A 25,742-nucleotide genomic window follows, 5' to 3' on the forward strand; every position below is an offset into this window, starting at 1 on the left:
CACGATGGGCGACCACGTAACCGAGATCGTCGTCTTCACCGTCCTGTTCCTGCTGGTCAGCGGCATCGGCTTCTTCGCAGCCCGGTGGCGCGCGCCCAACGACATGGGCCACCTCGACGAGTGGGGCCTGGGCGGGCGCAGCTTCGGCGGCTGGATCACCTGGTTCCTGGTCGGCGGCGACCTCTACACGGCCTACACGTTCGTCGCCGTGCCGGCCCTGCTGTTCGGTGCGGGTGCCGCCGGCTTCTTCGCCGTGCCGTACACCATCATCATCTATCCCCTGGTCTTCCTGGTTCTGGTGCGGCTCTGGTCGGTCTCGCACCGGCACGGGTTCGTGACGCCGGCCGACTTCGTGCGGTCGCGCTTCCAGTCGCCGACGCTGGCGCTGCTGATCGCGATCACCGGCATCGTCGCCACGATGCCCTACATCGCGCTGCAACTCGTCGGCATCGAGGCCGTCCTCAAGACGATGGGCGTGACCGGCGACAGCGCGATCGCCCGGCACTTGCCGATCATCATCGCGTTCGCGATCCTGGCCGCCTACACCTACCAGTCGGGGCTGCGGGCGCCGGCGCTGATCGCATTCGTCAAGGACACGCTGATCTACATCGTGATCCTGGTGGCGATCATCTACCTGCCCTACAAGTTGGGCGGCTGGGGCTCGATCTTCGACGCGGCCCAGAAGAAGTTCGACGGCACACCCAACCCCAACGACGGCATCGTGCTGACCGCCGCCAACCAGTGGCAATACATCACGCTGGCGTTGGGGTCCGCGCTCGCCCTGTTCCTCTACCCGCACAGCATCACCGGCGTGCTGGCCAGCAAGAACCGCGACGTGATCAAGCGCAACATGTCCGCGCTGCCGGCCTACAGCCTGCTGCTCGGCCTGATCGCGCTGCTCGGCTTCATGGCCATCGCGGCCGGGGTCAAGCCGCTGCCCGGCGCCAAGGCGGGTTCGACCGACAGCAACACCGTGGTGCCGCTGCTGTTCGACCTGCACTTCCCGAGTTGGTTCGCGGGCGTCGCGTTCGCCGCGATCGGCATCGGCGCGCTGGTGCCGGCCGCGATCATGTCGATCGCCGCGGCCAACCTGTTCACCCGCAACATCTACAAGGAATACCTGAAACGCGACGCGACACCGGCCCAGGAGGCCAGCGTCTCGAAGATCACCTCGCTGGTGGTGAAGGTCGGCGCGGTCGCCTGCATCGTCTTCCTCGACCCGCAGTTCTCCATCGACCTGCAACTCATCGGCGGCGTGATCATCCTCCAGACGCTGCCGGCGGTGGCGCTGGGCATCTACACCCGCTGGTTCCACCGCGGCGGCCTGATCGCCGGCTGGTTCGCCGGCATGGCGCTGGGCTTCTGGATGCTCTACCAGATCCCCAACGCGGCCACCGGGCGCGCGCACTTCGGCGGCTCGGCGTTCCCGCTCGAGAAGTTCGCCTTCATCGACTCGAAGACCACCGTCTACGTCGGCCTGGTCGCCGTCGCCGTCAACCTGGCGGTCGCGGCTCTGGTCACGCTGGCGCTGCGGGCCGGCAAGGTGCCCGACGGCGGCGACGACACCAACCCCGACGACTACTTCGCCGACGAGGGCGACCCGCGGGTCTCGGTGCCGGCGCAGGCGACCAGCACCGACCCCGACCTCGACCCGGCGCCGTCCCCGAAGGTTTGACCGCTTGACAGCCGGCGCCTCCTTATCGAATATCGATGTATCGACTTTCGATAAGGAGGCGCCATGATCCGCGGTCGGGACTGGTTGGGGCAACTCCAGCTCACGCTGGCGGCGTTCGCCCTGGTGTTCGCCGTGTTCGGGGTCGGTTCGCTGGTCTACCTTCTCGGCGGCAACGCCGTCTGCACCGAGGTGCTCGGCGCGGAGCCGGTCGTCGCGGTTCCCGGCCTGCGCGCCGGCGCCACCGCCGGCGCCACCGTCTCCGTCTGCACCGAGTCGCCGAGCGGCGCCCAGTCGGTCTACGCCTTCCTCGTGGAGGGCCTGTGGCCGCTGGTCATCATGGTCGCCGCGGCACTGCTCTGGCGGATCGTGAGAGACGCCCGCCGGAGCGACCCGTTCACCGCGGTCACGGTGCGGCGGCTGCGCCGGCTCACCGTGTTCGTGCTGCTGGCCGGCGGGGCGGCGGCAGTCGCGCAGATGGTCGCCGCCGACGCGTTGGCCGCCAGCTTCGTCGAAGGCGGCTTCCACCCGAGCAACGCGCCCGTCTGGGCCTGGCTCGTCGTGGGCCTCGGCCTGGCGGCCATCGCCGAGATCGTCAACCGCGGCGTCGCGCTGCGGGCCGAGCTCGACACGGTCATCTGACGCCGTGCCGCCGGACGAGGAGCACCGGGTCGAGGTGCACATCGACAAGCTGCTGGCCGCACGCGGCATGACCCTGACCGAGCTCGCCGACCGGGTCGGCCTGACGCTGGCCAACCTGTCGATCCTCAAGAACGGCCGGGCCCGCGCGGTGCGCTTCTCGACGCTGAGCGCCTTGTGCACAGTGCTCGACTGCCAGCCCGGCGACCTGTTCACCGTTCGCGAGCCGCACTGTTAAGATCACGCCCATGTTCCTCCCCCGTGCGTAGGACGACGCCGCCGCTCCCCTAGCTGGCCTTGGCGTCCCTACCACCCTGAGGAAATCCCCCATGTCCACGCCCACGCGGGCGGCGTCCTACCGCGCCGTCCTCACCACTCCGCATGCGCTGCGGACCTTCTCCGCGGCCCTCGTCGGCCGCCTCTCCTACGGTGTCGTCTTCGTCTCGCTGATGGTCGCCCTCACCAGCGCGACCGGCTCCTACTCCCTGGCCGGGGCGGCGATCGCGCTGTTCGGCGCCGGTGCCGTGCTCGTCGCGCCGTTGCGCGCCGGGCTGATCGACCGGCACGGGCCGCGCCTTTCCCTACCCCCGATGGCCATCGCCTATGCGGCGCTGCTGGCCGCACTGGCCTTCGCGACCTGGCGACCCGGCGCGGCCCCCGGCTGGGTGTTGCTGCTGCTGACCGCTTCGGCCGGGGTCTGTTCACCACCCCTCGGACCGGTCATGCGTACGTTGTGGAGCAATTTGCTCCCCGACCCGGCCCGCCGGCAGCGGGCGTTCGCGCTGGACACGGTCGTCGAGGAACTGCTGTACGTGACCGGCCCGGTGCTGGCCGGGCTGTTCATCGCGATCGGCAGGCCCGCCCTCGGCGTCGCCACCAGCGCCGTCCTGGTGCTGGTCGGCACGCTGGCGATGGTCTCGTCACCGGCCGCCCGCGCGTGGCCGGCGCCGCCCGCCGTCGCTCCCCCGCTGCGTGGCGGGCGGGCCTTGTGGGAACCGGTGATCGTGGTCGGCGGCCTGGGCCTGGCGCTGGGCTCGCTCGGCCTGCTGATCGTCGCGTTCGCGGTGCGGCACGATCAGTTGACGGCGGTGGCCTGGGTCGAGGCGGCGCTGGCGGCGGGTAGTGCGATCGGCGGCATCGCCTACGGCGCGCGCACCTGGGCGCTGTCGCAGCGCACCCAGTTGCCGCTGCTGACGCTCGCGCTGGCGGCCGTGCTGGTCACCGCGGGCTTCGCGCCGGGAGTGGTCGCGCTGGCGGCCGCGGCGGCGCTCGCTGGGCTGTTCGTGGCGCCGGCTTTGACCACGGCCTACCTGTTGGTCGACGGTGCCGTGCCGGCGGCTGCCCGGACCCGGGCCGGCACCTGGGTGAACAGCGCGTTCAACGCCGGTTCGTCGGGCGGGACGGCGGCGATCGGGCTGCTGATCGGCCGCGCGCCACTGCCGGTGTGTTTCGCCGTGGCGGCGCTGCCGTTGCTGCTGACGGCGGCGGGGGTGCTCGTGCCGTCGGGTCGGCGGGTCACCGCTCTCTAGGTCGCGTGGCCGACGCGGCGGCTCTGGTCGGTCGCCAGGCCGACGCGGCGGCTCTGTGAGTCGCCGCGTCGGTGCGGTCACATGAAGGCGTGGATCAGTAGGTAGATGCCGATGCCGGTGCCGAACACGACGATGACCACCTTGAGCACGTCGCTGCGCAGGCGGCGGGCCAGCCGCGCGCCGAAGTAACCGCCGACGATCGTCGCGGGCGCAAGGACCGCGACGGTCGCCCAGTTGACCGGCCCGAAGAGGGCGAACACCACGACGGTGGTCAGCCCAACGGTGGCGGAGAGGAGGTTCTTGACAGCGGTGACCCGGGCCAACGTCTCGTCGAGCACCAACGCCAGCCCGGCGACGAACATCACGCCGAGCGCGGCGCCGAAGTATCCACCGTAGACACTGCCGATCGCCACCATGCCGTGCAGCATCAGCCGCTGCCGTCCGACGCTGATCCGCGCCGGATGCCCGACCACCTTGCGGAGCTGGTCCTGGAACGCCAGGACGGCGGTGGCGCCGAGCACCAGGAACGGCACGACGATGTCGAACGCCGCCTCCGGGGTGATCAGCAGCAGCACACATCCGGCGATCGCTCCGGCCACCGCGGTCGGCAGCAGCGCGAGGGTCCGCCGCTCCTGACCACGCAGGTCGCGGCGGCTCCCGTACACGCTGGCGAAGTAGCCCGGACACACCGCGACGCTGTTGCTGACGTTGGCCGGCACGGGGGCCAGACCGACCCCGAGCAGCGCCGGGAAGGTGATCAGCGACCCACCACCGGCGATCGCGTTCATCAGCCCGGCAGCCAGCCCGGCGGCGAGCAGCAGAACGGCATGGGTGAGATCCATCGGAGATGCAGAATAGCCCCCCGGTAGGATGGTTGCCGACGGACGAGTCGGCTGGGCGGTCGCGTCGGCGACCCTCCGGGGTCGTCGCCGAGGAACGTCCGGACTCCGCAGGGCAGGGTGGTTGTTAACGGCAACCCGGGGTGACCCGCGGGAAAGTGCCACAGAAAACAAACCGCCAGGTCCCTAGGACCAGGTAAGGGTGAAACGGTGGGGTAAGAGCCCACCAGCGCACCGGGCGACCGGAGCGGCTCGGTAAACCCCACCCGGAGCAAGGCCAAAAGGATCGTCCGCGAGGACGATCTGCGCAGGCGTTCGAGGGCTGCCCGCCCGAGCCTGCGGGTAGGCCGCTCGAGCCTGCCGGCAACGGCAGGCCTAGATGGATGGCCGCCACCCACCGCCGCGAGGCGGCGGGAACAGAATCCGGCGTACAGGCCGACTCGTCCGTCACCCTCCTTGCTGTGGCGGGTCGTTCCCTCCGCCGGTCTTCACGGCCTCCTCAAGGTCGTCTAGCGTGGCCATGTGCCATCAACTGATCGTCTGGCCGCCTTCGCGCTCGCGTCGTTCGTGCTGGTTGTCATTCCGGGTCCCGCAGTGCTCTTCGCGATCAGCCGTGCCTTGCCATACGGCCGACGGGCCGCGCTCACGACCGTCGTCGGTGGGGCGGTTGGCAGCCTCACCGCGGCCACGGCCGTCGCTGTTGGCATAGGCGCCGTCGTGCAGACCTCCGCGACGATCTACACCGCGATCAAGCTCGCTGGTGCGGCCTACCTCATCTACCTCGGCGTTCAGGCGATCCGACACCGTCGGGGACTGCGGCAGGCATTCGAAGCCCAGGCCGCCCCGATCGGTGGCGGGCGCACGCTGATGCAAGGGTTCATCGTGGGCGTGACGAACCCGAAGACGGTGGTGTTCTTCGCGGCCATCCTCCCGCAGTTCGTCGACCCGTCCGCTGGGCATGCCACCGTTCAGATGCTGGTCCTGGGCGCGGTGTTCGCCGCGATCGCCCTGGCGATGGACTCCGTGTGGGGCTTCGCCGCGGGCGCGGTCCGGTCCTGGTTCGCAAGCTCGGCGCGGCGCTTGGACCTGGTCGGCGGCGCGGCGGGTCTCACGATGGTCGGGCTCGGCGTCGGTCTGGCTGTCAGCGGCCGAAAGGATTAGCGCGAACCGCCAGGGGACGATGTCGGACCAGGCTCAGTCCGGGACGATGACCAGGCGGCGGCCGCGTAGGTCGGTGCGGCTCCAGGCCTCGGTGATCTGGCTCAGCGGCATGGTGGTGATCGGGATGGTGAGGGCGCCCGCGCGTACCCAATCGACGACCTGTTGATAGGCGGCGGGCATGGTCGTCGCGGCGTTGCGGGCGCCGCCATAGATCTCCAGGCCGGAGGTGCGCAGGGCGTCGCCGGTGAGCCGGATGTCCGCGCCGGCGGACTCGCCGATCTGCACCAGGCGGGTGGGCTTGGCGAAGGCGAACGTGTCCGGGACGAGGGCGCGGGCGAGCAACTCGGTCGGGCGGCCCCACAGGTAGTCGACGACGACGTCGTAGCCCTCGCCCGCGTTCTCGCGGAAAGCGCGCACCAGCTGCTCGTCGTCGACGGCGGTGTTGATGACCGCGTCGGCGCCGACCTCCTTCAGCGCGGCGTCGTCGCGTCCGGTGGCAACGATGCGGCCGGCGCCCAGAAGCCGCGCGACCTGGACGGCCAGGCGGCCGGCGACGCCGGTCGCGCCCTGCACCAGCACCGTCTCGCCGGCCGTGAGACCACCGGCGGTCCGCATGCACATGGCGGTGATCGCCGACGACAGGGCCGCCGCGGTTGGTGGCTCGATCCCGTCGGGGATCGGGACGGTGTACGCCGCCGGGACGACCACGTGCTCGGCGAGCGCCCCGTGTGGTGGTTTCAGGCCGCCGAAACCTACCGTCGTGCCGTCCGGGAGGTGGCCGATGCCGTCGAAACAGGGAATCGCAGGTAGCGCGGACTGGAACGCCGCCGCCGTGTAGTGGGTGCCGGCCACGATCGCCTTGTCCACGTTCTCCACGGCGACCGCCGCCACGGTCACCAGCACCTCGCCGTCACCCACCTGCGGATCCGGGACGTCCCGATACGCCGGGACGCCACCTTGCCGGTCGACCACCGCTGCCTTCATGCCAGCCTCCTCGAACAGTGTTAGAGAGGTACTATCTCTAACACTGTTCGAGACGTCGCGCAAGGAGTAGTCGGGTGCCGGTCAACCGCGATCAGGTTCTGCACGAGGCGATGCGGCTGCTCGACGACGAGGGCCTCGACGCGCTGACCCTGCGCGCGCTCGCCGCCCGCTTGGGTGTCCAGGCACCGACGCTGTATTGGCACGTCAAGAACAAGGCCGCGCTGCTCGATGCGCTCGCCGACGCGATCATGGACGAGGCCATCGCCGCGATCCCGGCGCCCGCACAAGACGGCGACGGCCGGGAGTGGCTGCTCGCCGCCCTCAGCCAGTTGCGGGCGGCGATGCTGCGCCACCGCGACGGCGCCCGCATCGTCTCCGGTGCCCGCTACTCGATGCGCCGCGCCGACTTCTCCGAACTGGCCATGGCCACCCTCGTCGACCGCGGCACCGACCTGCACCATGCCCGGCTGCTGGTGCTCGCGGGCGAGCGCTACACCGTCGGGTTCGTCCTCGAAGAGCAGAGCCCCGCCCCCGACGCTCCCGACGTCGACATCGCGGCGCTCCAGGCCCGCTTCCCGGTGGCCACCCGGGCGATCACCGAATACTTCACCGCCGGCCACACCGCTGACGATCTCTACCGCGACATCGCCCGGCTCGTGCTGAATCTGCCCGACGAGACGCGGTAGTCAGCCGAGCCACCACCGGAGCACGAGGTAGCCACCGCACGGGACGACGAAGCCGGCGAGCATGAGCCACCCGAGCGCCTTCGGGCCACGGCGCGCCGCCCGCGCCGCGATGCTGCCGGTCAGCGTCACCACGGCACCGACGACGATGGCCGAGATCGCCAACGCATCGGCGCGGATCGGTTCTACGCCCTGCGGTATCGCGCCGCCGCCGCCCAACAGGAGGAAAAAGCCCAGCGGGGTCAGCAGGAGGACCCACGCGCTGGCGGCGACGGCGCCGAACACCAACGCCAGCCACGGCGAACGCCGCGCGCTGCCGCCGGTGGTTGGCGTGAGGGCGGCGACCCAGAGCACACCGAGGGCCACGAGCCCGCCCGGGATGAGCGCGATCGTCCCGGCGTAGATCGATCTCTCCAGGCAGTCGAACTCGCCGCCGCCGCAACCGGATCTGTCCACGACAAGCGCGATCACGACCAGGCCCACGACCGCGCTGAGCCCGCCGACGATCGGCGCCAGGTCACCGAGCCGCCGAACAGGAATCTGGTCCACAGTGGGGATCGTCCCGGTCGGACAGCCACCCCGGCAGAGCACGGATACTCAGCGATCAGTGCGTCATGCCACGCTCGATCGCCTCGATGATCCGGGGACGAAGCTCGGCCGCGCTGATGATGGCGTCGACCGAGCCGACCTCGACCGCGCGCTGGATGCTGTGCACCCGGTCGAACTCCGACGCCACCTCACCCAGCTTCTCCGCGCGGACCGACGACGTGACCTCGGCCAGTTGCGCGTTCAGCGCCGCCCGCTCGGCCCCGCTCGCGGACGACACCAGACGCTGGAGCTCGGTCACCCGAGGGTCGGTCGCCGTGCGGTTGTTGACGTCGCCCGAGAAGACCACGGCCGCGGCCGGCGCACCGCCCAGGACCGACGCGAACGAGCCCTCCAAGGCCAGCACGGTCATGTTGGGGTTCAGCGCCTTCGAGAAGACCACGAACGCCCCGCCGTGGTAGCGCGAGATGACGCAGAAGACGATCGGGCCCTGGAAGTTGACGATCGCCCGGCCGATCTCGGCTCCGTATTCGAGCTGGAGCTTGCGCATCGACTCCGGCGAACCATCAAAGCCGGAGAGGTTGGCCAACACGACCAGCGGGCGGTTGCCCGACGCGGCGTTGATGGCCCGCGCGGTCTTCTTCGACGAGCGCGGGAACAGCGTGCCGGCCGTGTAGGTGTCGGGCCCGTCGGTGGGCGGGAAGCCGCGCCGCGGCACGGATCGCGACTCGATGCCGATCAGGCAGACCGGCCAGCCGCCGATGTGCACGTCTTGCACCGCCGAGGTTTCCGCGTCGGCCATGCCGGCCCAGCGTTCCAGCACAACATGGTCCTGATCGGACAGTGCGCGCATCACCGTGCGGATGTCGAACGGCTTCTTGCGATCGGGGTTGTGTGTCGAAGAGAAGATCTCGCCGACCGTGCTGAAGTCGCTGCCGGCGAGCTCGTGCGGGAACGACGAGACGTCGCGGGAAACCGGGTCCGAGGTGACGGCCCGCCGCGGCCCCGCCTCGCCGGGCACCACGTAGGTGTGGTCATAGTGCGCCATCAGCACGTCGCGCGCGGCCGGCAGGTTGGGCGCCCAATATTGCGCCTGCCCGTTGGGGCCCATCACCCGGTCGTAGCCGCCGATGCCGAAGTTGTCTTCGGCCGACACGCCGCCGGAGAAGTCGAGCGACTGCTTGCCGGTCAGCACCATCGCCGAATCGGGGGTCATCACCAGGATGCCCTTGGTGTGCATCAGCATGGTCGCTTCGGCGTTCCAGTAGGGCTGGGCGCCGACCGTGATGCCGGCGACGACGATGTTGATCTCGCCGCCGTCCTGGGTGAAGGTGACGATCCGCTTGAGGGCGGCCGCGACCCAGTCCATGTTCTCGGTGCCCGAGCTCATCGAGATGCGGGCACCAGCAGACAGAGCGAACCACTCCAGGGGTACGCGCATCCGCGCGGCCAGGTCGAGTGCGGCGATCACCCGCGCGCACTCCGGCTCCGACAGCGCACCGAGCGCCTTGGTCGGGTCGCCCAGCAAGACCACCCGGGTGACGCCCTCGGGATGCCGCCCGGTCGGGGTCGTGACGACGCCGGCCACGATCGCCGCCGTGTTGCGCCCCTTCGGTCGGTCAACCGGCACGAGCACGCCATCAGCGGAGAGGTCGTGCTCGACGAAGGTGCCGGACCGCCCGGCCAGCAGGTCGGTGAGCTCGTAGGGGTAGACGTTGCCGCGCCGGGCCGCCCGCAGCACCTTCTGGCGATAGTCGTCGAGCGGCCGCACCGGCTCCATCGACGGCTTGTCGACGTGCACCCGCGCGCCGTTGCCCGGGTCGAGGGTGATCCGCACGGCGACCTCGGCCAACTCGCCGGCGGCGTTGCGCTGGCGGGCGATGAACTGCACCTCTTCGAGCCCGGCGCCGGCGGTGGTCGGCAGGATGCGCTGGACCAGGGCGTTGAGCTCGTCGGCGGACAGTTCGGTGGCGGGCCAGACGTACATCATCAGGCGGTTGGTGTCGTAGCGCTTGTTCTGTGGCCGTTGCGCCTGGATGTTGCGGATCGCGTCGAGGCCCGCGGTGATCGCGTCTTCCAGCGCGGGCAGCGCGACCAACCGGCCGTCGGCCTCGCGCAGCGGGGTCAGGTCGCGGACCTGGCCCATCGCGACCAGCCGCTCGTCGGCCGGGTTGCTCCGCGCGACCGCCTTGAACAGGTAGATCTCCTCGTCGGCGGACGGGAGCCGCGTCAGGTCGAACTCGCGGAGCCGGTGCAACTGGAGGCGCTGCGCGATCTGCGGGTGCAGGCCGCGGATCAGCCGGTCTTCGACGAAAGCAGAACCGTCGCCGTCGGGGCGGAAGGTGAAGTGGTGGTGCATCACCGCGCCGGTGGTGCCGGCGATCGTCGTGGTGATCCGGCGGACGCCCGCCGGCAGCGGGCTCGCGGCCAGGATCTCGCCGAGCCGCACGGCCACCGCGTCGGCGTCGGGCTGGTTGTCCCAGGTGACGTAGAGGTCGGCGACCAGCGCGCGGTCGGCGACGTCGGCGGCGAACCGGCCGACCGCGCCGATCGCGGCGGGCAGGGTGGCGATGTCGACGGCCGTCGTGACGAGGCGGGTCACCCCGCGGACGCCGGTGTGCTCGGCGGTGACGAACCGGCAGCCGGCGATCTCCTGCTCGGTGACCGACGACAGGCCCCGGTTGCCGTAGTAGCGGCGGGTCAGCACCTCCAGCAGCGGCGCGTGGTCGCGGCCGGGCCGGCCGATCCGCTGGCCGATCAGCCGGACCAGCGGCTCGGCGCTGGCGACCATGGCCTGGATCCGCTCGGCGCGGTCGGGCGCGTCGGGGTTGCGGTCGAGGTGGCGCAGGTCGGCGCGGACGGCGGCGTAGACGTTGGCCCGGTTGCGGCGCAGCAGCGGCTGGGCGAACCAGCGGAACACGACGCCGCGCGACAGGTCGGACACAGTCGGGAAGCGCACCTGGGTGGCCTCGACGAGGTGTTCGAGGGTGAGCCCGGCCCGCTCGCGGAGCGCCTCGACCGGCGGGGCGCCGCCGATCCACTGCCGCAGCAGCTCGGAGACGATCGCGACGTTGCGGCTCATCTGCTGCTGGGCCAGGAAGATCCGGAAGACCGCGGCCTCGAGCTCGGGGGTGCGGTCGAGGCTGGTCACGCCGTAGTGGCCGAGCACCTTGGTGAGCCGGGCCTGGAAGCTCTCCGGGACGCCGGCGCGCTCCACGTCGAGGCTCTGGAGGTAGCTGTGGAACGACTCGCGCGGGCTGTGCACGTGGCTCTCGGACTCGACGTCGAGCTCGCCGCCCGGCTTGTTGCGGCTCAGCTCGGACAGGTCGGCGAAGACGGTGAGCAGGTCGAGCTCGCCGGCCAGCGGTCGCTCGCCGAGCGCGGCGCGGGCGGTCAGGTAGCCCGTCAGCACCCGCTGGTGGCCGTTGGGGTCGATGTCGAAGCCGAGCAGCAGGCCGCGCAGGTCTTGCAGGCCGCGCTCGACGCGCTCGGCCGGCGACTCCACGGGCTGTGCGGGCAGGTCGATCTCGACGGCCGCGGCGGCCTCGGCAGCGGGCGCGTCGGCGCCCTGGTCGGCCAGCGGCTCGAGCCGCATCAGCGGCGCGCCGGTCTCGACCTGGCTGCCAACCGACACCGGGCACTCGCGCACCCGGGCCCGGAACGGCGCCCGCAGCACCGTCTCCATTTTCATGCTTTCGAGGACGAGGATCGGGGCGCCCGACTCGACCTCGTCGCCGACCGACACCGGGGTGGCGACCACCAGCGCGGGGGCCGGCGAGCGGACGACGCCGCCCTCGTCGCGGCTGATCCGGTGGGTGACGCCGTCGACCTCGACCAGGTGGATCGGGCCGTGGGTGGCCGACACGAGCCGGAAGCGGCGGCCGTTGACGACGATCTGGCCGGTGTGCTCGTCGTAGCGGTCGATCTCGACATCGGCGGTGGCGGCACCGGAGATGTCGACCCGGAACCGGCGCTGGCCGACCCGGGCCACGCTGACCCGGTAGCCGGCGCCGCGCAGCTTGAGGTCGAGCGGTCGGCCCGGGTCGTGGTGCACCTGCGGGCGGCCGCCATGGGCGGTGGAGAGCAGCCGCTGTCGGCTGATCTCCTCTTCGTCCTGGTAGGCCTCGATCGCGGCGGCGGCCAGGGCGATCGCCGAGTGCTTGTGGTTGACCAGGCGGCCCTCGGCGCGGACGCGATCGATCCAACCGGTGTCGGCACTGGCGTCGACCACCTCGGGCTGGTCGAGCAGGTCGAGCACGAAGCTCTTGTTGGTGGCGCCACCCTCGATGATCACCGTGGTCTCGGCCATCGCCCGGCGGAGGCGGCCGAGCGCCTGGGCGCGGTCCTGCCCGTACGCGATGATCTTGGCAATCATCGAGTCGAAGTCGGCGGGGATCGTGTCGCCCTCGCTGACCCCGGTGTCGACCCGGATGCCGGGACCGGCGGGCAGCACCAGCCGGGCGATCCGGCCGGGCGCGGGAGCGAAGTCGCGATCGGGGTCTTCGGCGTTGAGCCGCGCCTCGACGGCGTGCCCGGCCTCGGGCGGCTGCGGGCCGGTGAGGCTGCCGCCGTTGGCCACGTGCAGTTGCAGCCTGACCAGGTCGGTGCCGGTGGTCAGCTCGGTGATCGGGTGCTCGACCTGGAGCCGGGTGTTGACCTCGAGGAACGCGAAGAGCTTGTCGCCGGGGTGGTAGAGGAACTCGACGGTGCAGGCACCCCGGTAGCCGACGGCGATGGCCAGCCGCTCGGCCGACGCCTTCAGCTCGGCGGTCTGCTCGCTCGACAGGACCGGCGAGGACGACTCCTCGATGATCTTCTGGTTGCGCCGCTGCACCGAGCAGTCGCGGACGCCCAGCGCCCAGGCGGTGCCCTGCCCGTCGGCGATGACCTGGACCTCGACGTGCCGGGCGCCGGTGACCAGGCGCTCCAGGAAGACCACACCGGAGCCGAACGCGCGCAGCGCCTCCTGGCTGGTGCGCACGTAGGCGTCGGTCAGCTCCTCGGCCGAGGCGACCATCCGGATGCCGCGCCCGCCACCGCCGGCGGTCGCCTTGAGCATCAACGGGTAGCCGATCTCGTCACCGGCACGCAGCGCGTCGTCGAGGGTGGCCACCTCGCCGCGGCTCCACGGCGCGACCGGCACACCGACCTCTTCGGCGATCAGCTTGGCGCCGATCTTGTCGCCGAGCTTGCGCATCGCCTCGGCGCTGGGGCCGACGAACGTGACGCCGAGCTTCTCGCACAACTCGGCGAAGGCCGGGTCTTCGGCGACGAACCCCCAACCGACCCAGGCGGCGTCGGCCCGGGTCTCCATCAGCGCGCGTTCGAGAACCGCGTGGTCGAGGTAGGGGCGCGCCGAGGCGGGACCGAGCGGGTAGGCGACGTCGGCCTCACGGACGAAGGTCGCGGTGCGGTCGGCGTCGGTGTAGAGCGCGACCGTCTCGATCCGCGCCCCGGTTTCCGCCGAAAGATCCCGGACCGCGTGGATGAGCCGCATGGCGGACTCTCCACGGTTGACGATGGCGACACGACTGAACACCGGCTGAGCCTCCCATAGAAGACGAGGTCCGGGTCTCGGACCGCCGTCTGCACCTGTGCATACCCTGCTCGATTACCGCCGGGTACACCAATCTCCCGCACCGCGCATGGCAAACCCCGGTCATTGTGGAGACCCCACAAAAGTGATGCGACGGCCGTGACTCAGCGTAGGTGCGAGGTGTCGTTGACGGTGCGGACGGCGACGCCGCCGTCGGGCCAGTAGTCGACTGTCGAGGCGCCGGCCGGGTCCAGGTAGAGGCGGTGCAGGAAGCCTGGGCCGCCGGCCAGCGCGTCCTGGAGGATCAGCTTGATCGGCGAGACGTGTGAGACGGCCACCACGGCGCTCGACGGGTAGGCGGACAGCAGCGCCGACGTGGCCCGGCGGGCCCGGGTGGCCACGGCCGTGAAGGACTCGCCGCCCGGCGGCGCCACCGACGGGTCGGCCAGCCAGGCGTCAAGCTCTGTGGCCCACCGGGAGCGGACCTCCGCGAAGGTCAGCCCCTCCCAGTCGCCGAAGTCGCACTCGATCAGGTCTTCGTCGATCCGGACCGGGACGCCACCGAGTTCTTCGGCGATGGCCTGGGCGGTCGACACGCAGCGCGCCAGCGGTGAGGTGACCACCGCGACCGCGTCGGGCACCCGGGCCGCCACCAGCACCCCGGCCGCCGTGGCCTGGGCCTCGCCGATCGTCGACAGCGGCACGTCGCCGCGGCCCGAGTAGCGGCCCTGTGCGGTCATCGCCGTCGCGCCGTGTCGGACCAGCAGCACGCGGGTCGCGGCATCGGTGGGCCTTGGCTCCCACGAGCGGGGCGCGGACGCCGCCGCGGGCTCGGCCGAGGAGACCGGCGCGATGCCGGCCGCCGCGTCCATCGCGGCGTTGGCCAGGGCGTCGGCGTGCGTGTTGCGGTCGCGGGGCACCCAGATGAAGCTCACCCGGTCGAGGCGGTTGACCAGGCCCGCCGCCTCGGCCGCGAGCGGGCGCAAACCGGCGTTCTTGATCTGCCAGCGGCCCGACATCTGCTCGACGACCAGCTTCGAGTCCATCCGGATGTCGGCCTCGGCGGCGCCCAGGTCGACCGCGGCCTGCAGGCCCGCGATCAGGCCGCGGTATTCGGCGACGTTGTTGGTCGTGATGCCGATCGCCTCGGACCTTTCGACCAGGACCTCACCAGCGGGGGTACGCACGACCGCGCCGTAACCGGCCGGGCCGGGGTTGCCGCGCGCGCCGCCGTCGGCCTCGATGACGACCCGGGTCGGCCGACTCACAGGCCGGACTCCGACGTGCGGACCATGATCCGGCGGCACTCCTCACAACGGAGCACCTCGTCGGTCGGGGCGGCCTTGATCCGGGCCAGCTCGGCACCCGAGAACTCGATCCGGCAACCGCCGCAGCGGCCGGCCGTCAGCAGCGCCGCGCCGAGGCCGCCGGACGACTCGCGGATCTTGTCGTAGAGGGTCAGCAGGTCGGTCGGCACCTCGGCGGCGGCCGGGCCGCGGGCCGCGATCCGGCCCTGCTCGTCGGACTCGATCTCGGCGAGGAGCTGGTCGCGGCGGGCCTCGGTGTCGCCGCGGCGGTCGCGGGTCGCGGTCAGCCGGCCGAGCACCTCGTCGAGGCCGCCCTGCGCGGTCTCCCGGCTCTCCATCAGCTCCAGCTCGGCGTCTTCGAGCTCGGACTGCCGCCGGGTCAGCGACACCAGCTCGTGCTGGATCGCCTCCAGCTCCCGGGCCGGGCCGCTGCCCATGGTCAGTCGGGCCTGGTCGCGGTCCTTGCGGGCGCGTACCTGGTCGACGTCTTTCTCCATCCGGGCGATGTCGCGATCAAGATCGTCGACCGCGACCTGGGCCCGGACCCGCTCGTCTTCGAGCGCCGAGAGCTCGCGGGCCAGGGCCTCGAGCTCGGCGTTTTCGGGCAGGGTGCGGCGCCGGTGTGCGATCTGGGCCAGCGAGGTGTCGATCTTCTGGAGGTCGAGCAGCCGGCGCTGCGCCTGTGGTTCGGCCTTCACGGAAGCGACTCCTTCGACGGGGTGAAAAGTGGTGATGCGGCGTGCAGCGTCCATGGGTCGGTGTCGAGGTCGGAAACCACCACATCCACCTCGAGCCTGGCACGCAGGTAGGCCGCGAGGTCGTCGAGCCATGGACGCTCGGTGGCCCAGTGTGCCGCGTCCAGGAGCGCGGGGCCACCTCCGGCGACCGCCTCACTGACGGGGTGGTGGCGCAGGTCGGCGGTGAGGTAGGCGTCGACGCCGGCCGCGGCGGCTGTGGCCAGGAAGGAGTCGCCGGCGCCGCCGCAGACGGCGACCGTGGTGATCACCCGGTCGGGGTCGCCGGCGGCGCGGACTCCCCAGGCGGTGCGGGGCAGGACGGAGGCGGCCTGTGCGGTCAGCGCCGAGAGCGGCCGGGGCACCGGGAGCCGGCCGATCCGGCCGACGCCGCGGCCAGGATCGTCCCCCGCCGGCTCCAGCGGGCGCAGGTCGACCAGGCCCAGCCGGGCGGCCAGGGCGTCGGAGACCCCGGGGTTGGCGACGTCGGCGTTGGTGTGCGCGGTGAACAGCGCCACGTCGTTCTTGATCAGGTTCTGGACGATCCGTCCTTTGTAGCTGGTCGCGGCCACCGAGGAGACACCGCGCATCAGCAGCGGGTGGTGGGCCACGATCAGGTCGGCGTCGGCGGCGATCGCCTCGGCGACCGTCTCCGGCACGCAGTCGACCACACAGAGGATGCGGGCAACCGGCCAGACGGGGTCACCGACGACCAGGCCGACCCGGTCCCACTCTTCCGCCCAGACGGGCGGATAGCGCTCGTCGAGGGCCGCGACGGCAGCGGCCACAGTCGTGCTCATTGGCGCAGATCTTACCGCCGGGGGGTGTCTTCGACCGTGACGGTGTCGACGATCGCGGCGACCCGGTGGTCGTCGCCGAGCCGGGCGTCGAGCGCGTCGAGCGCGAGTTGCCAGGGGAACGAGTCGACCAGGTCGCCGGCCGCGCCGGGTGGGCGCAGCGGCAGCACGTCGTCGCCGAACAGCACGGTGATGCCCCAGGAGCGGAGCCGTTCCATGGCCTCGCGGAACGCCGGGTGGGCACCCATCGGCGCGTTGGTGAACGGCATCGCGACGATCGGCAGGCCCTTGCCCTGTCCCTCGACGACCAGGCCGAGGGCGAGCGTGTCGGCGATCCCGACGGCCCACTTGTTGACCGTGTTGACGGTGGCCGGCGCGACGATGATCGCGTCCGGCGGGGGTAGCACGTCGGGGTCGCCCGGGTTCTTGTAGTGGCTGCGGACCGGGTGGCCGGTCAGGCCGGCGAGCGCGGGCACGTCGACGAACTTGCGGCCGTCGGGCGTGGTGACGACGCAGACGTCCCAGCCGCGCTGCTTCGCGAGGTCGACCAGGCGGCCGACTCCGCGGGAAATGGGTGAACCGCAGCAGATCGCGTAGAGAACCCCTTTCATACCTGCCACTAAACTCCGACGCCCATGTGCTCCGCCAGTTCCGCGACCGCGGGTGGCGGTGTGCCGCGGGTGCGGCGCAGGACGTCGGACATCACCTCGTGGGCGATCGGCCGGCAACGGATCTCCGACGGGGCGAGCCGGTCGCCTTCGAGGAGCATCTCGCTGGCCTTCTCGACGTCGCCCATCTGGGCGAAGCCGCGGGCGATGTCGAGCATGTGGTGGGCCCGGCGCTCCGGCAGCAGGCTGTTGAAGCCCTCCTGGTCGATCGCCTCGTGCACCTCGACCGCCGCGCGCCCCTCGCCGAGCTCGACCGCGGCGGCGGCCCGGTGCAGCTTGACGTTGGTCGGGCCGAAGCAGGTCCAGTAGTGGTTGTGGTCGTCGCCGATCGCGTTGGCCGCCTCTTCGGCACCGCTGAGCAGGTCGCGCACGGTGGCGCCGTCGCCGATCCGGGCGGACGCCATCGCGCCCTGGAGCAGCAGCATCCCGTACACCGAGAGCCGTTCGGGTGTGCTCTCGTTGCCCCCACCGGGCGCCAGCCGGTTGGCGATGTTGACGTTGACCTCGAGGGCCGGTCGGGCCCGGCCGAGCGCGAGCAGCGCGCTGCCCACCCGGTGGGTGGCGATGCCGGCGAGCAGCGGGTCACCCGCCCGTTGCGAGACGGCGATCGAGCGGTCGGCGGCGAGCCAGGCCAGCTCGTGCTCACCCAGCTTGCGCAGCGACGACGAGGCGATCTGGTAGACCTGCCCGAGCAGGTGCGCCGCGTCGTGTGCGTCGGTGCTCGCGGCGTACGCCGTGTCGGCGGCCTGTGCGTCGCGCAGCAGCTTGGGCAGCGCCCGGGCCAGCACACCGTATTTCGCGTGCTGGAAGGTCAGCCAGGCGTGGCTGACCGCCTTGCGCATCTCGGTCAGCGGCTGCGGGTTGGGCTGGGTGTCGAAGAACGCGCTGATCGAGTCGTAGCGCTCCAGCGCGGCGCGGATCTCCTCGACCTCGACCTGGTCGATGCAGTTGATCGCGTCGGGCCGGCGCTCCGGGTCTTTGCCCAGCAGCAGTTGCACGTCGAGTTGGAGCACGTCGGCGATCTCGTAGACGACCGAGAACTTGTCTAGCCGGCGAACACCCCTCTCGACCTTGTCGACCCAGCTCTTCGACTTGCCCAAGCGGTCGGCGAAAACCTGCTGGGACATCCGGCGACGGGCGCGCCAGTAAGCGACGCGGCGGCCGATGGGGAGCTCGTCCATGTCCGTCCTCCCCCCTGCTCGTTCAGGGGCTGTCTGATTCGGGGCTTGCTGGGCGGTCTTGCTCTTATCACCCGTTTGTGCCGATCGCACATCGAGTGCGTTGTCCGTCACACCTGCGCTCGTAGTTTTCGATTGCAAGTTGCATTCAGCTATCTGTCAAACGCAACGACCGCGTGTCGATCCGAGATACGGCGCCGACGGCCTGCTAGGGCGAGTCGGACCCAGACGTAGGGAGTTTCTGACCATGCGGTGGAATATCCGACCACCATTCGCACGAGTGACACTGCGCCGCTCGGCTATGCGCTACGCCGATCATCGCTGGGAAGTCATGCCCGGCGCGTGGCTCGACGGCAGCAGGTTCGCGTGCGAGCGCCCGGGCTGCCCGACGACGAGCTGCCATCCGGCGCTCGAGGGCTGGGAGCGCCGCGCCAGCACCGATCCGTCCACGGTGGAGAAGTGGTGGCGGCAGCGACCGCACGCGGTGCTGCTGGCCACCGGGCACGCCTTCGACGTGCTCGAGGTGCCCAACACGCTGGGCGGCCGGGTGCTCGCCGCGGCGCGGATGCACGCCGGCGTGCTCGGCCCCGGCCGGCTCCAGGTGCGCGGCCCGGTCGCGGCCACGCCGCTCGGGCGCTGGATGTTTCTGGTGCGCCCCGGCGACCCGCTGCGGCCCGAGTTGGAGAACTCGCTCGACGTGGTGCGCCACGGCACCGGCTCGTGGGTGCCGGCCCCGCCGACCCGACTGCCCGAGGGCCTGGTGCGCTGGGTGGTGGCGCCGGAAGAGGTCGCCTGGACCCTGCCCGACTCCTACGCCGTGCAGCGCATGATCGTCGATTCGGTGTTCACCCGGCCGAGCGGCATGCCGCACCTGCCCCGTCAACTGTCCACGGCCCGCCGGGCCGCATAACCCGCCCAGTGCTGGATTGCGCGAATCGGCGATCCCACCAACGAGACCGGGCATGATCCCGTCAACAGGACGCGCAGAGTCGCACGTCCGGGCCGCGGACCGGTCGTTGATGCAGGTGGCGGCCCACTTGGGCGCGCGGCGACGAGGGGCATACATGCTAGGTGACAAGGTAACTGCGAGGCCCGCCGAGGTCGACCCCCTGAACGGCGGACATCGATGCCAAAGGTGGGCCGGAACCCGTCCTTCGGGTTCGCGTCCCACCGGTTCGCGGCCGACGGGCTCACGACCCGCCGGCACGCACCGTCCTGTTCGGCGCTGACCATACACGAGTTACCATGGTAGTAGTCTTAAGCCGCCGACGGTAGTGCCGCGGAGCTCAGCTTCCGCCCCTCGTCGGTGACCACGACGCAGCCGAAGCCGTCGAGCCGGTTCAGCCAGCGGGCGCCGGAGCGGCCCATCGCCAGCGCCGCCGTCGCGTACGCGTCGGCAACGCCCAGGTCGGCACCGACCACGGTGACCGACCGCAGCCCCTCCGGCGGCCGCCCGCGCCGCGGGTCGACCACGTGGTGCCCCCGCTCGTAGACGCCCGACGTGGCCACGGCCAGGTCGGTGCCCTCGACCACATGGCAGGTGGCCTGCGCGTTCCACGGATGGCGGATGCCCACCCGCCAGGGTCGACCCGCCGGCGAGTGACCCCGCAGCCGCACGTCGCCGCCGGCGTTGACACAGTGGTCGGTCGCGCCCGCGGCCAGCAGGCGGTCGGAGGCGACCTCCGCGGACCAGCCCTTGACGAACCCGGACGGGTCGAACCGGCCGGTCGCGTAACCGTCGAAGTAGCCGTCGGTCTCGCCCCACAGGTCGGCACAGCGGGCCAGCACCAGCCGCAGGTCGTCGGAGGCTTCGGAGAGCAGCAACTCACCGCGGTCGAACCGGCTCACCTCACTGTTTTCGCGGTAGGTGCTGAACCGGGCATCGACCTCGTGGAACCAGGCGAAGGCCGCGTCGAGGAGTTCCGGCGACCCGCCCGACGCGATCTCGACGCTGATCACCGTGCCCATGCACTCCTCGGCACGGAACTCAGTCACGCTCGCCCTTCTTCATCCGCTCGATGGCGACCCGCAGCGACTCCTTGTAGCTCTCGCTGGTCTCGGTCGCACCGGACACGGTGTCGAGGTTGGCGCCCTGCTCCCGGATCGCCTCGTCGCGAAGCTGCGGCTCGGCCAGCGAGCTGAGCTGGTCGGAGCGCGCCTCCAGGTCGGGCATCTCCAGCGTGCGCACGTTCGTGATGCGGGTGCCGGACAGCTCGATGACCACCTGCACGGCACCGTACGGGTTCTCCACCCGCGGCCCGACCACCTTGTTGGACTTCGGCGCGGCCGGCGGCGGTGCGGCGGTGGTCTTCCCGGGCTTCGGCTTCGTGGTCTTCTTGGTTCCAGACGGCGTCGCCGCGGGCTTCTTCCCACCCGGCGACGCCGGCGCCGACGGGTCCGGCGAGCCGGCGCCCGCCGACGGGGTCGGTCCGGCGTTGGCCGCCGCCACGGTGTCCGGGGCCGCGCCCGCGCCGCCCTTGACCACGACCAGCAGCGAGGTGCCGGCGGCGAGCCCGGCTACGGCCAGGACAGCACGGCGCACGAGATTCTCCTACAGCTCGAAGGCGGCAAGGTGGATCTTTGAACGGGGTACGCCGGCCTTGCGCACCGTCTTCTGCGCCGCCTCGACGAAGCCCGGCGGCCCGCACAGGTAGACGTCGCGGCGGGCCAGGTCGGGCACGAGCTGGCGCAGGCCGTTGGGGCTCATCACCTGGCGCGGCCCGGGGTCGGTGCGGGCGCCGATCACATACCAGACGTCGACGTCGCGGGCCCGCGCCAGCCAGTCGATCTCGCGTTGCAGCACCACCTCCGCCGGCGTGCTGGCCCGGTAGATCAGCGTCGCGCCGGGCGGCAGTTCCTCCAGCATCGCCCGGATCGGGGTGATGCCGATGCCGCCGGCGATCAGCAGCGAACGTGCCGCGGTGCGTTGTGCGGCGGTGAAGTTGCCGCGCGGGCCGATCGCCCAGACCCGCGAGCCGGCGTCGAGTTCGCGCAGCTCACGGGTGTAGGCACCGACCACCTTGATGGTCAGCCGCAGCCAGCGGCCGTTCTTCGCGGCGGAGACCGAGAACGGGTGCGACTGCCACCACAGCCCGTGCGACAGGAACCGGAAGCGGAACCACTGCCCACCCAGGACCTTGAGCCGGTCGAGCTTGCGGCCGGTCAGGTAGATCGAGACGGTGTCCGGGCTCTCGGCGATCACGTCGGCCACCCGCAGGGCGTACCGCAGGTTGAAGATCAAGGGCGCGATCACCCGGCCGTACGCGAGCACGACCACCACACCGACGTAGGCGGCGAGCCAGCCGGTGCGCACGATGCCCGGCCGGAACAGCTGCTGGCCGAGCGAGAACTGGTGGCCGAAAGCCAAATAGAGCACCAGGTAGGTGGACATGTGCAGCCAGCGCCACAGCTCGTAGGACATGGCGTTGCGGACGGCCCGGATGGAGAACAGGCCGACCGCGGTGAGGATGCCGGCGGACAGGAACGCGGTCAGCATGTCGGGCGTGCCGGAGATCAGCACCTTCGCCTCGACCAGCGGGTTGAACCCGTCGAGCGCGCCGTAGCCGACCAGGATCAGCGCCATGTGGCCGAGCACCGCGACGATCAGCGCACCGCCGATGTCGCGGTGCCAGCGGGTCATCAGCTCCTCGCCGGCGAGCCGGTCGAGCAGCCGCAACCGGCTCATCAGCACGACCTGGACGAGCATCGTGTAGCCGGCGACCAGGCCGACGATCCGGCCGGCGGCGAGCATCACCGCGCCGGTGTCGACCAGCGAACCGGCCGGCGTGGTCAGCCACCAGGGCAGCACGGCGAGCACCAGGCCCACCCAGAAGAGCAGCAGCAGCACGCGGCGGCCGGTGCCACCGCGGCGCGCGGGAACGTTGACGGGCATGGCGGCGGGCCGTCCGTCGGACCGGAGCGGGGGGTCCCCGGCCCGACGGTGGCCCGCTACTACGACGCCCGTGGGGTAGTCACGCAAAGAGCTTCACCGGGGCGTACTTCTGTCGGGGGAAGATCTTGTCCACCTCGGTGTTGGTCAGACCGAACCTGCCCTGTGCGACGGCGCCGTAGACGTTGAACATGTTGTTGTATTCGGGGACGTTGCCGCCGTCCAACTTGGCCAGGCCGTCCCAGCGGCCCAGCAGATTGCCGGCGAGCTTCTTGCCGGACAGCAGCGCGACCGTGCCACCGTGCCCGTGGTCGCTGCCACTGTTGTTCTGGCTGACCCGGCGACCGAACTCGCTGGACACCATCACGGTCACGTCCGCGGCGGCCGGGCCCAGGTCGTCGAAGAAGTCGGCCATCGCCTTGGCCAGCTCGCCCATGTGGTTGAACAGGTAGCCGCCGTCCTGGGTGCCCTGTTGCTCGTGGGTGTCCCAGCCGCCCATGCCGATGGTCGCCACGCGCACGTTGGCGCCACCCTTGATCAGGTGGGCGAGCTGCTGGAAGGCGAAGCCGATCCCCTGGTATTCCACCCCGGCGGCCGGCTTGTAGCCGTCGGCGGCCAGCTTCTGCGCCAGGCTCAGCGCCGCGAGCCCTTCCTGGACCGAGTCCTGCACCGGGTGGTTGATGCCGGTGAACAGCGTCTTGATGGCCTTGGCGGTGCCCGCCTTGAAGCGCTGGTCCCCGTTGAGGTTGAAGGAGCCGACGCTGTTCAGCGCGATCGCGGGGTTGTTGCCGACCAGCGAGCGGGGCAGCGTGTTGCCGATGCCGACGCTGCGGAAGGCGGTGCCCGGGCCGAGCGCGTCGACCAGGCTGTCGAGCCACCCCCGACCGCCGGTCTCCGCCGGCAGCCCGCCGAGATTGCACGCGTCGGCGGCCTGGAAGTGGCTCAGCGACAGCCGCGGATCGGTGACCGCCGGGATGAAGCCGAGTTGGCCGGCGGCCAGGTATTTGCGCAGCGGCGCGAACGATCCGCTGAGCCGGAAGCCGCGCTGCAGCGCGATACCGCTGTTTTCCGCGATGAGCAGGTCGGGGCGCACCTTGCTCAGCACCGGGTCGTCGGCCGGCGCCACCATGGACAGGCCGTCGAGCCCGCCGAAGAGGAAGACGTGCACGAGCGTGCCGGTCTTGGTCGCCGCGAACGACGCCCGGGTCGAGATGAACTGGGTGGTGGCCAGCGCCGTCGCGGTAGCCGCGGCACCCGTGACGAAGGTGCGGCGGGTCACCCCGCGGCCCTCCTGCTGTGCCTCCTCGAGCGCGTTGAGCTGGTTGAAACGGTCGCGCTCGGCCGCGTTCTCGGCCTCGACGGCCAGCGCCTCGGCGCGCAGCGCGGCGTCGACCGGGTCGTCGGCGAGCCGCGCCAGGTCGGGGCAGTCGGGGTGGATCGGGAAAGAGGACACGCTGCTCTCCAAGGGACTCACCGGAGGTGGTGCTGCGGGGATGCGAGCAGCGCCCGCACGACGGATGTCAGCGCGCCGTTGAACGACGCGTCGACCTTGGTGTTGGCGCCCACGCCGGCGAGGGCGAGGATCGCGGCCTTCTCCTTGGCGCTCAGCGTCTGGTGCAGCAGGCGCTTGGCCAGCGCGTCGACGTAGGCGCCCGCGGTGGCCGGCGGCTTCGAGCCGGCGAGCTGCTCGGGCTTGACGTAGGAGAACATCCGCCGGTTGCCGTTGACGACGTCGAGCGCCTCGTTCCAGCCGTTGATCATCGTGCCGGCCGAGGTCCACGCGACGAAGATGTCGGGGTAGCCGTTGGGCGTCGCCTGGCCGGTCGGGAACTGGCCGAGCTCCTCCATCTTGTTGCGGATCTGGCGCAGCCCCTCGGCGAACGGGGTCCGGTTCTGGTTGCCCTGCTGGAAACCCGGGCTGGGGGTCGGCCCGACGCCCAGCGTGCGGTAGGTCGCGGTCAGGTATTCCATCGGGCGGCGGACCTTCTGGCCGACCGAGGCCCAGAACTCCGACGAGCAGAACAGCGTCATCAGCACCGGCTTGATCGCACCGGCGTTGGCGAGGTAGGTCTTCGCCAGCCGGTCGATCAGCGACTTCGGCGGGGTGTCCGAGACGAACCGGGTGGCCAGGTTCATCGCGACGTAGCGCGCGGTCGACGGGTGCGTGCCGAGGAAGCGGAAGTAGGCGTCGCTGGCCGCCTCACCACCCTCGGCGGTCGAGTTCGGGTGCTTGAAGCCCATGATCTTGATGGGCCCGACGTGGTGCCGCTCGGGCTGGTAGACGTACTGGTCGTCGCGCACGCCCCGGCCGGTCTGTAGCAGCGCGGCCTGCTTGACGTCTTTCTCGGTGTAGCCGCCGTCGACGCCGACCGAGTAGAGCTCCAGGTTCTCCCGGGCCAGGTTCTCGTTGACGTTGTCCTTCGACGACTGGTTCTGGTTGAGGTAGATCAGCAACGCCGGGTGCCGGTTGGCGGCGACCAGCATCTCCGGGTAGCGGCCGAGCGCGTGCTTGCGGATCACGTCCCGGTCGAAGCTCGAGCGCACCGTGTCGGAGCCGTCGAAGAACGGCCCGACGTGCAGGAAGTCGTTCCAGAAGTCGACCATCACCTCGAAGAGCTGGCGCTCCGAGAAGATCATCCGACCGACCGCGGCGTCGATGACCTCCTGGTCGGCCTGGATGCCCTTCTGGTTGTTGGCGTCGCGGGCGGCGCGCAACTGCGGGATGTCCATCTTGAGCGTGGACAGCTCGGCCAGCTTGAGCTCACCCGCCGTCGGCGCGACCTTCTCCGGCTGGAGCTGGATCCGGAGCCACTCGTCGATGCCCATCCGGCGGATGTCGTTGAGCACCTTCTGGTTGGGCCCGAACGTGGCGCGGCTGGCCAGGTGGCGGATCGGGTCCTTGGCGAGGACGGTCTTGACGGTCACCTTGGTGTTGGCCGCGGCGGCACTCGGCGTCGGGTAGAGCTTGCCGGTGGCCGGGGTGTTCTTGCGCAACTCGTTGCCGGCCCGCGAGCCCATGTAGGACTCGTTCTGCTCGGTGTAGGTGCGCACCGTGCTCGGCTGCTGCTGCGCCGGCGCGTTGGAGATCGCGTTGTTGAGATCGGCGGCCGTGGTGTCGACGCCGTCCTTGCCGGTCAGCTTGTCGAGCAGGCCGCGGCCCTGCGAGGTGAGGGTGAGGGCGGCACCGCCGGCGACCGCCGCGACGGCACCGCCGAGGGCGATCAGCGCGCGGCGGCGGCCCTTGTCGGGACCCTCGTCTTCGTCGTCGTCCTCATAGATCTCGGGCAGGCCGGCGACCGAGTCGATCTCGACGCCGCCGTCCGGACCAACCCAGCGCGGGCCGCGCTGCTGCACCGGCCGCTCACGGTACCTGTCCGTGGTGGGGTGCGGCCGGCTGTCCCAGCGGCCGTCGTCACCCGGCCATTGTGGCGGCACGTTCCGGTTGGCCATGTGCGGATCCCGGTTCTCGCGAGTGCGCCGTTGCCGGCCGCGCTGCCGCGGGCCGACCTCGACGGCGGTTGATGTCGAGGGTCGTCACGGAAGCTAAGGCACGCCCCCTGACCTGCTCAAGGGCAGTCTT

General features: G+C 71.2%; 21 protein-coding genes and 1 other RNA gene. 8 read left to right on the top strand and 14 right to left on the bottom strand.

Going from position 1 to position 25,742, the window contains the following annotated elements; all coding sequences use genetic code 11:
• Window positions 1–4 precede the first annotated feature (4 nt).
• The 4 genes from mctP to DFJ67_RS41545 all read left to right on the top strand — a co-directional run bounded on the left by mctP (window position 5) and on the right by DFJ67_RS41545 (window position 3,840).
• Window positions 5–1,675 (top strand): monocarboxylate uptake permease MctP, encoded by a 1,671-nt coding sequence (gene mctP / locus DFJ67_RS41530; RefSeq protein WP_116077282.1) that lies wholly within the window; start codon window positions 5–7, stop codon window positions 1,673–1,675.
• 63 nt (window positions 1,676–1,738) lie between these two features.
• Window positions 1,739–2,314: a DUF2975 domain-containing protein gene (locus DFJ67_RS41535; RefSeq protein WP_116075166.1), complete on the top strand. Its 576-nt coding sequence runs from the start codon at window positions 1,739–1,741 to the stop codon at window positions 2,312–2,314.
• Between the two features lie 4 nt (window positions 2,315–2,318).
• A complete protein-coding gene (locus tag DFJ67_RS41540; protein ID WP_116075168.1) occupies window positions 2,319–2,549 on the top strand; it encodes a helix-turn-helix domain-containing protein in 231 nt (76 codons plus the stop codon).
• A gap of 91 nt (window positions 2,550–2,640) precedes the next feature.
• Window positions 2,641–3,840 carry an MFS transporter gene (locus DFJ67_RS41545; RefSeq protein ID WP_116075170.1) on the top strand — a complete coding sequence of 400 codons (1,200 nt, stop codon included), beginning with the start codon at window positions 2,641–2,643 and terminating at the stop codon, window positions 3,838–3,840.
• Window positions 3,841–3,917: 77 nt separating this feature from the next.
• Here DFJ67_RS41545 and DFJ67_RS41550 read toward each other — a convergent pair whose 3' ends face one another.
• A complete protein-coding gene (locus tag DFJ67_RS41550; protein ID WP_116075172.1) occupies window positions 3,918–4,682 on the bottom strand; it encodes a sulfite exporter TauE/SafE family protein in 765 nt (254 codons plus the stop codon).
• 43 nt (window positions 4,683–4,725) lie between these two features.
• Between DFJ67_RS41550 and rnpB the strand changes: the two genes are divergently transcribed.
• Window positions 4,726–5,126: RNase P RNA component class A (gene rnpB, locus DFJ67_RS41555), an RNA gene on the top strand.
• A gap of 120 nt (window positions 5,127–5,246) precedes the next feature.
• Window positions 5,247–5,840 (top strand): LysE family translocator, encoded by a 594-nt coding sequence (locus DFJ67_RS41560; RefSeq protein WP_275407636.1) that lies wholly within the window; start codon window positions 5,247–5,249, stop codon window positions 5,838–5,840.
• 33 nt (window positions 5,841–5,873) lie between these two features.
• On the opposite strand, the gene DFJ67_RS41565 is transcribed toward DFJ67_RS41560, so the two are convergent.
• On the bottom strand, window positions 5,874–6,824 hold the full coding sequence (locus tag DFJ67_RS41565; RefSeq protein WP_116075176.1) for a quinone oxidoreductase family protein: 951 nt from the start codon (window positions 6,822–6,824) through the stop codon (window positions 5,874–5,876).
• A gap of 74 nt (window positions 6,825–6,898) precedes the next feature.
• Between DFJ67_RS41565 and DFJ67_RS41570 the strand changes: the two genes are divergently transcribed.
• The gene (locus tag DFJ67_RS41570) at window positions 6,899–7,510 is read left to right on the top strand and encodes a TetR family transcriptional regulator (RefSeq protein ID WP_116075178.1); all 612 of its coding nucleotides are present in this window, start codon (window positions 6,899–6,901) and stop codon (window positions 7,508–7,510) included.
• On the opposite strand, the gene DFJ67_RS41575 is transcribed toward DFJ67_RS41570, so the two are convergent.
• From DFJ67_RS41575 to DFJ67_RS41605, 7 genes are all read right to left on the bottom strand, one after another.
• On the bottom strand, window positions 7,511–8,056 hold the full coding sequence (locus DFJ67_RS41575; protein WP_116075180.1) for a hypothetical protein: 546 nt from the start codon (window positions 8,054–8,056) through the stop codon (window positions 7,511–7,513).
• 55 nt (window positions 8,057–8,111) lie between these two features.
• On the bottom strand, window positions 8,112–13,550 hold the full coding sequence (locus DFJ67_RS41580) for an ATP-binding protein (RefSeq protein ID WP_409362887.1): 5,439 nt from the start codon (window positions 13,548–13,550) through the stop codon (window positions 8,112–8,114).
• A gap of 203 nt (window positions 13,551–13,753) precedes the next feature.
• A complete protein-coding gene (locus DFJ67_RS41585) occupies window positions 13,754–14,857 on the bottom strand; it encodes a bifunctional RNase H/acid phosphatase (RefSeq protein ID WP_116075184.1) in 1,104 nt (367 codons plus the stop codon).
• Window positions 14,854–15,594, bottom strand: a complete 741-nt coding sequence (locus DFJ67_RS41590; RefSeq protein WP_116075186.1) for a zinc ribbon domain-containing protein — start codon at window positions 15,592–15,594, stop codon at window positions 14,854–14,856. The genes DFJ67_RS41585 and DFJ67_RS41590 overlap by 4 nt, the downstream gene beginning before the upstream one ends.
• Window positions 15,591–16,430, bottom strand: coding sequence for a Nif3-like dinuclear metal center hexameric protein (locus DFJ67_RS41595; RefSeq protein ID WP_116075188.1), 840 nt, complete (start codon window positions 16,428–16,430; stop codon window positions 15,591–15,593). The genes DFJ67_RS41590 and DFJ67_RS41595 overlap by 4 nt, the downstream gene beginning before the upstream one ends.
• Window positions 16,431–16,441: 11 nt before the next feature.
• Window positions 16,442–17,038: a flavoprotein gene (locus DFJ67_RS41600; protein WP_116075190.1), complete on the bottom strand. Its 597-nt coding sequence runs from the start codon at window positions 17,036–17,038 to the stop codon at window positions 16,442–16,444.
• A gap of 8 nt (window positions 17,039–17,046) precedes the next feature.
• On the bottom strand, window positions 17,047–18,276 hold the full coding sequence (locus DFJ67_RS41605; RefSeq protein WP_116075192.1) for a helix-turn-helix domain-containing protein: 1,230 nt from the start codon (window positions 18,274–18,276) through the stop codon (window positions 17,047–17,049).
• Between the two features lie 244 nt (window positions 18,277–18,520).
• On the opposite strand from DFJ67_RS41605, the gene DFJ67_RS41610 reads away from it, so the two are divergent.
• On the top strand, window positions 18,521–19,183 hold the full coding sequence (locus DFJ67_RS41610; RefSeq protein WP_116075194.1) for a bifunctional DNA primase/polymerase: 663 nt from the start codon (window positions 18,521–18,523) through the stop codon (window positions 19,181–19,183).
• 347 nt (window positions 19,184–19,530) lie between these two features.
• On the opposite strand, the gene DFJ67_RS41615 is transcribed toward DFJ67_RS41610, so the two are convergent.
• The 5 genes from DFJ67_RS41615 to DFJ67_RS41635 all read right to left on the bottom strand — a co-directional run bounded on the left by DFJ67_RS41615 (window position 19,531) and on the right by DFJ67_RS41635 (window position 25,612).
• The gene (locus DFJ67_RS41615) at window positions 19,531–20,241 is read right to left on the bottom strand and encodes an FAD:protein FMN transferase (RefSeq protein ID WP_116077284.1); all 711 of its coding nucleotides are present in this window, start codon (window positions 20,239–20,241) and stop codon (window positions 19,531–19,533) included.
• Window positions 20,242–20,260: 19 nt separating this feature from the next.
• Window positions 20,261–20,815 carry an FMN-binding protein gene (locus DFJ67_RS41620; RefSeq protein ID WP_116075196.1) on the bottom strand — a complete coding sequence of 185 codons (555 nt, stop codon included), beginning with the start codon at window positions 20,813–20,815 and terminating at the stop codon, window positions 20,261–20,263.
• A 9-nt stretch (window positions 20,816–20,824) separates the two neighbouring features.
• The gene (locus DFJ67_RS41625; RefSeq protein WP_116075198.1) at window positions 20,825–22,165 is read right to left on the bottom strand and encodes a ferredoxin reductase family protein; all 1,341 of its coding nucleotides are present in this window, start codon (window positions 22,163–22,165) and stop codon (window positions 20,825–20,827) included.
• 79 nt (window positions 22,166–22,244) lie between these two features.
• Window positions 22,245–23,615, bottom strand: coding sequence for a DUF1501 domain-containing protein (locus DFJ67_RS41630; RefSeq protein WP_239097013.1), 1,371 nt, complete (start codon window positions 23,613–23,615; stop codon window positions 22,245–22,247).
• A 17-nt stretch (window positions 23,616–23,632) separates the two neighbouring features.
• Entirely contained in the window at window positions 23,633–25,612 is a 1,980-nt protein-coding gene (locus DFJ67_RS41635; protein WP_116075202.1) for a DUF1800 domain-containing protein, read from the bottom strand.
• Window positions 25,613–25,742 lie beyond the last annotated feature (130 nt).

Source organism: Asanoa ferruginea, assembly GCF_003387075.1.
GTDB classification, from domain to species: domain Bacteria; phylum Actinomycetota; class Actinomycetes; order Mycobacteriales; family Micromonosporaceae; genus Asanoa; species Asanoa ferruginea.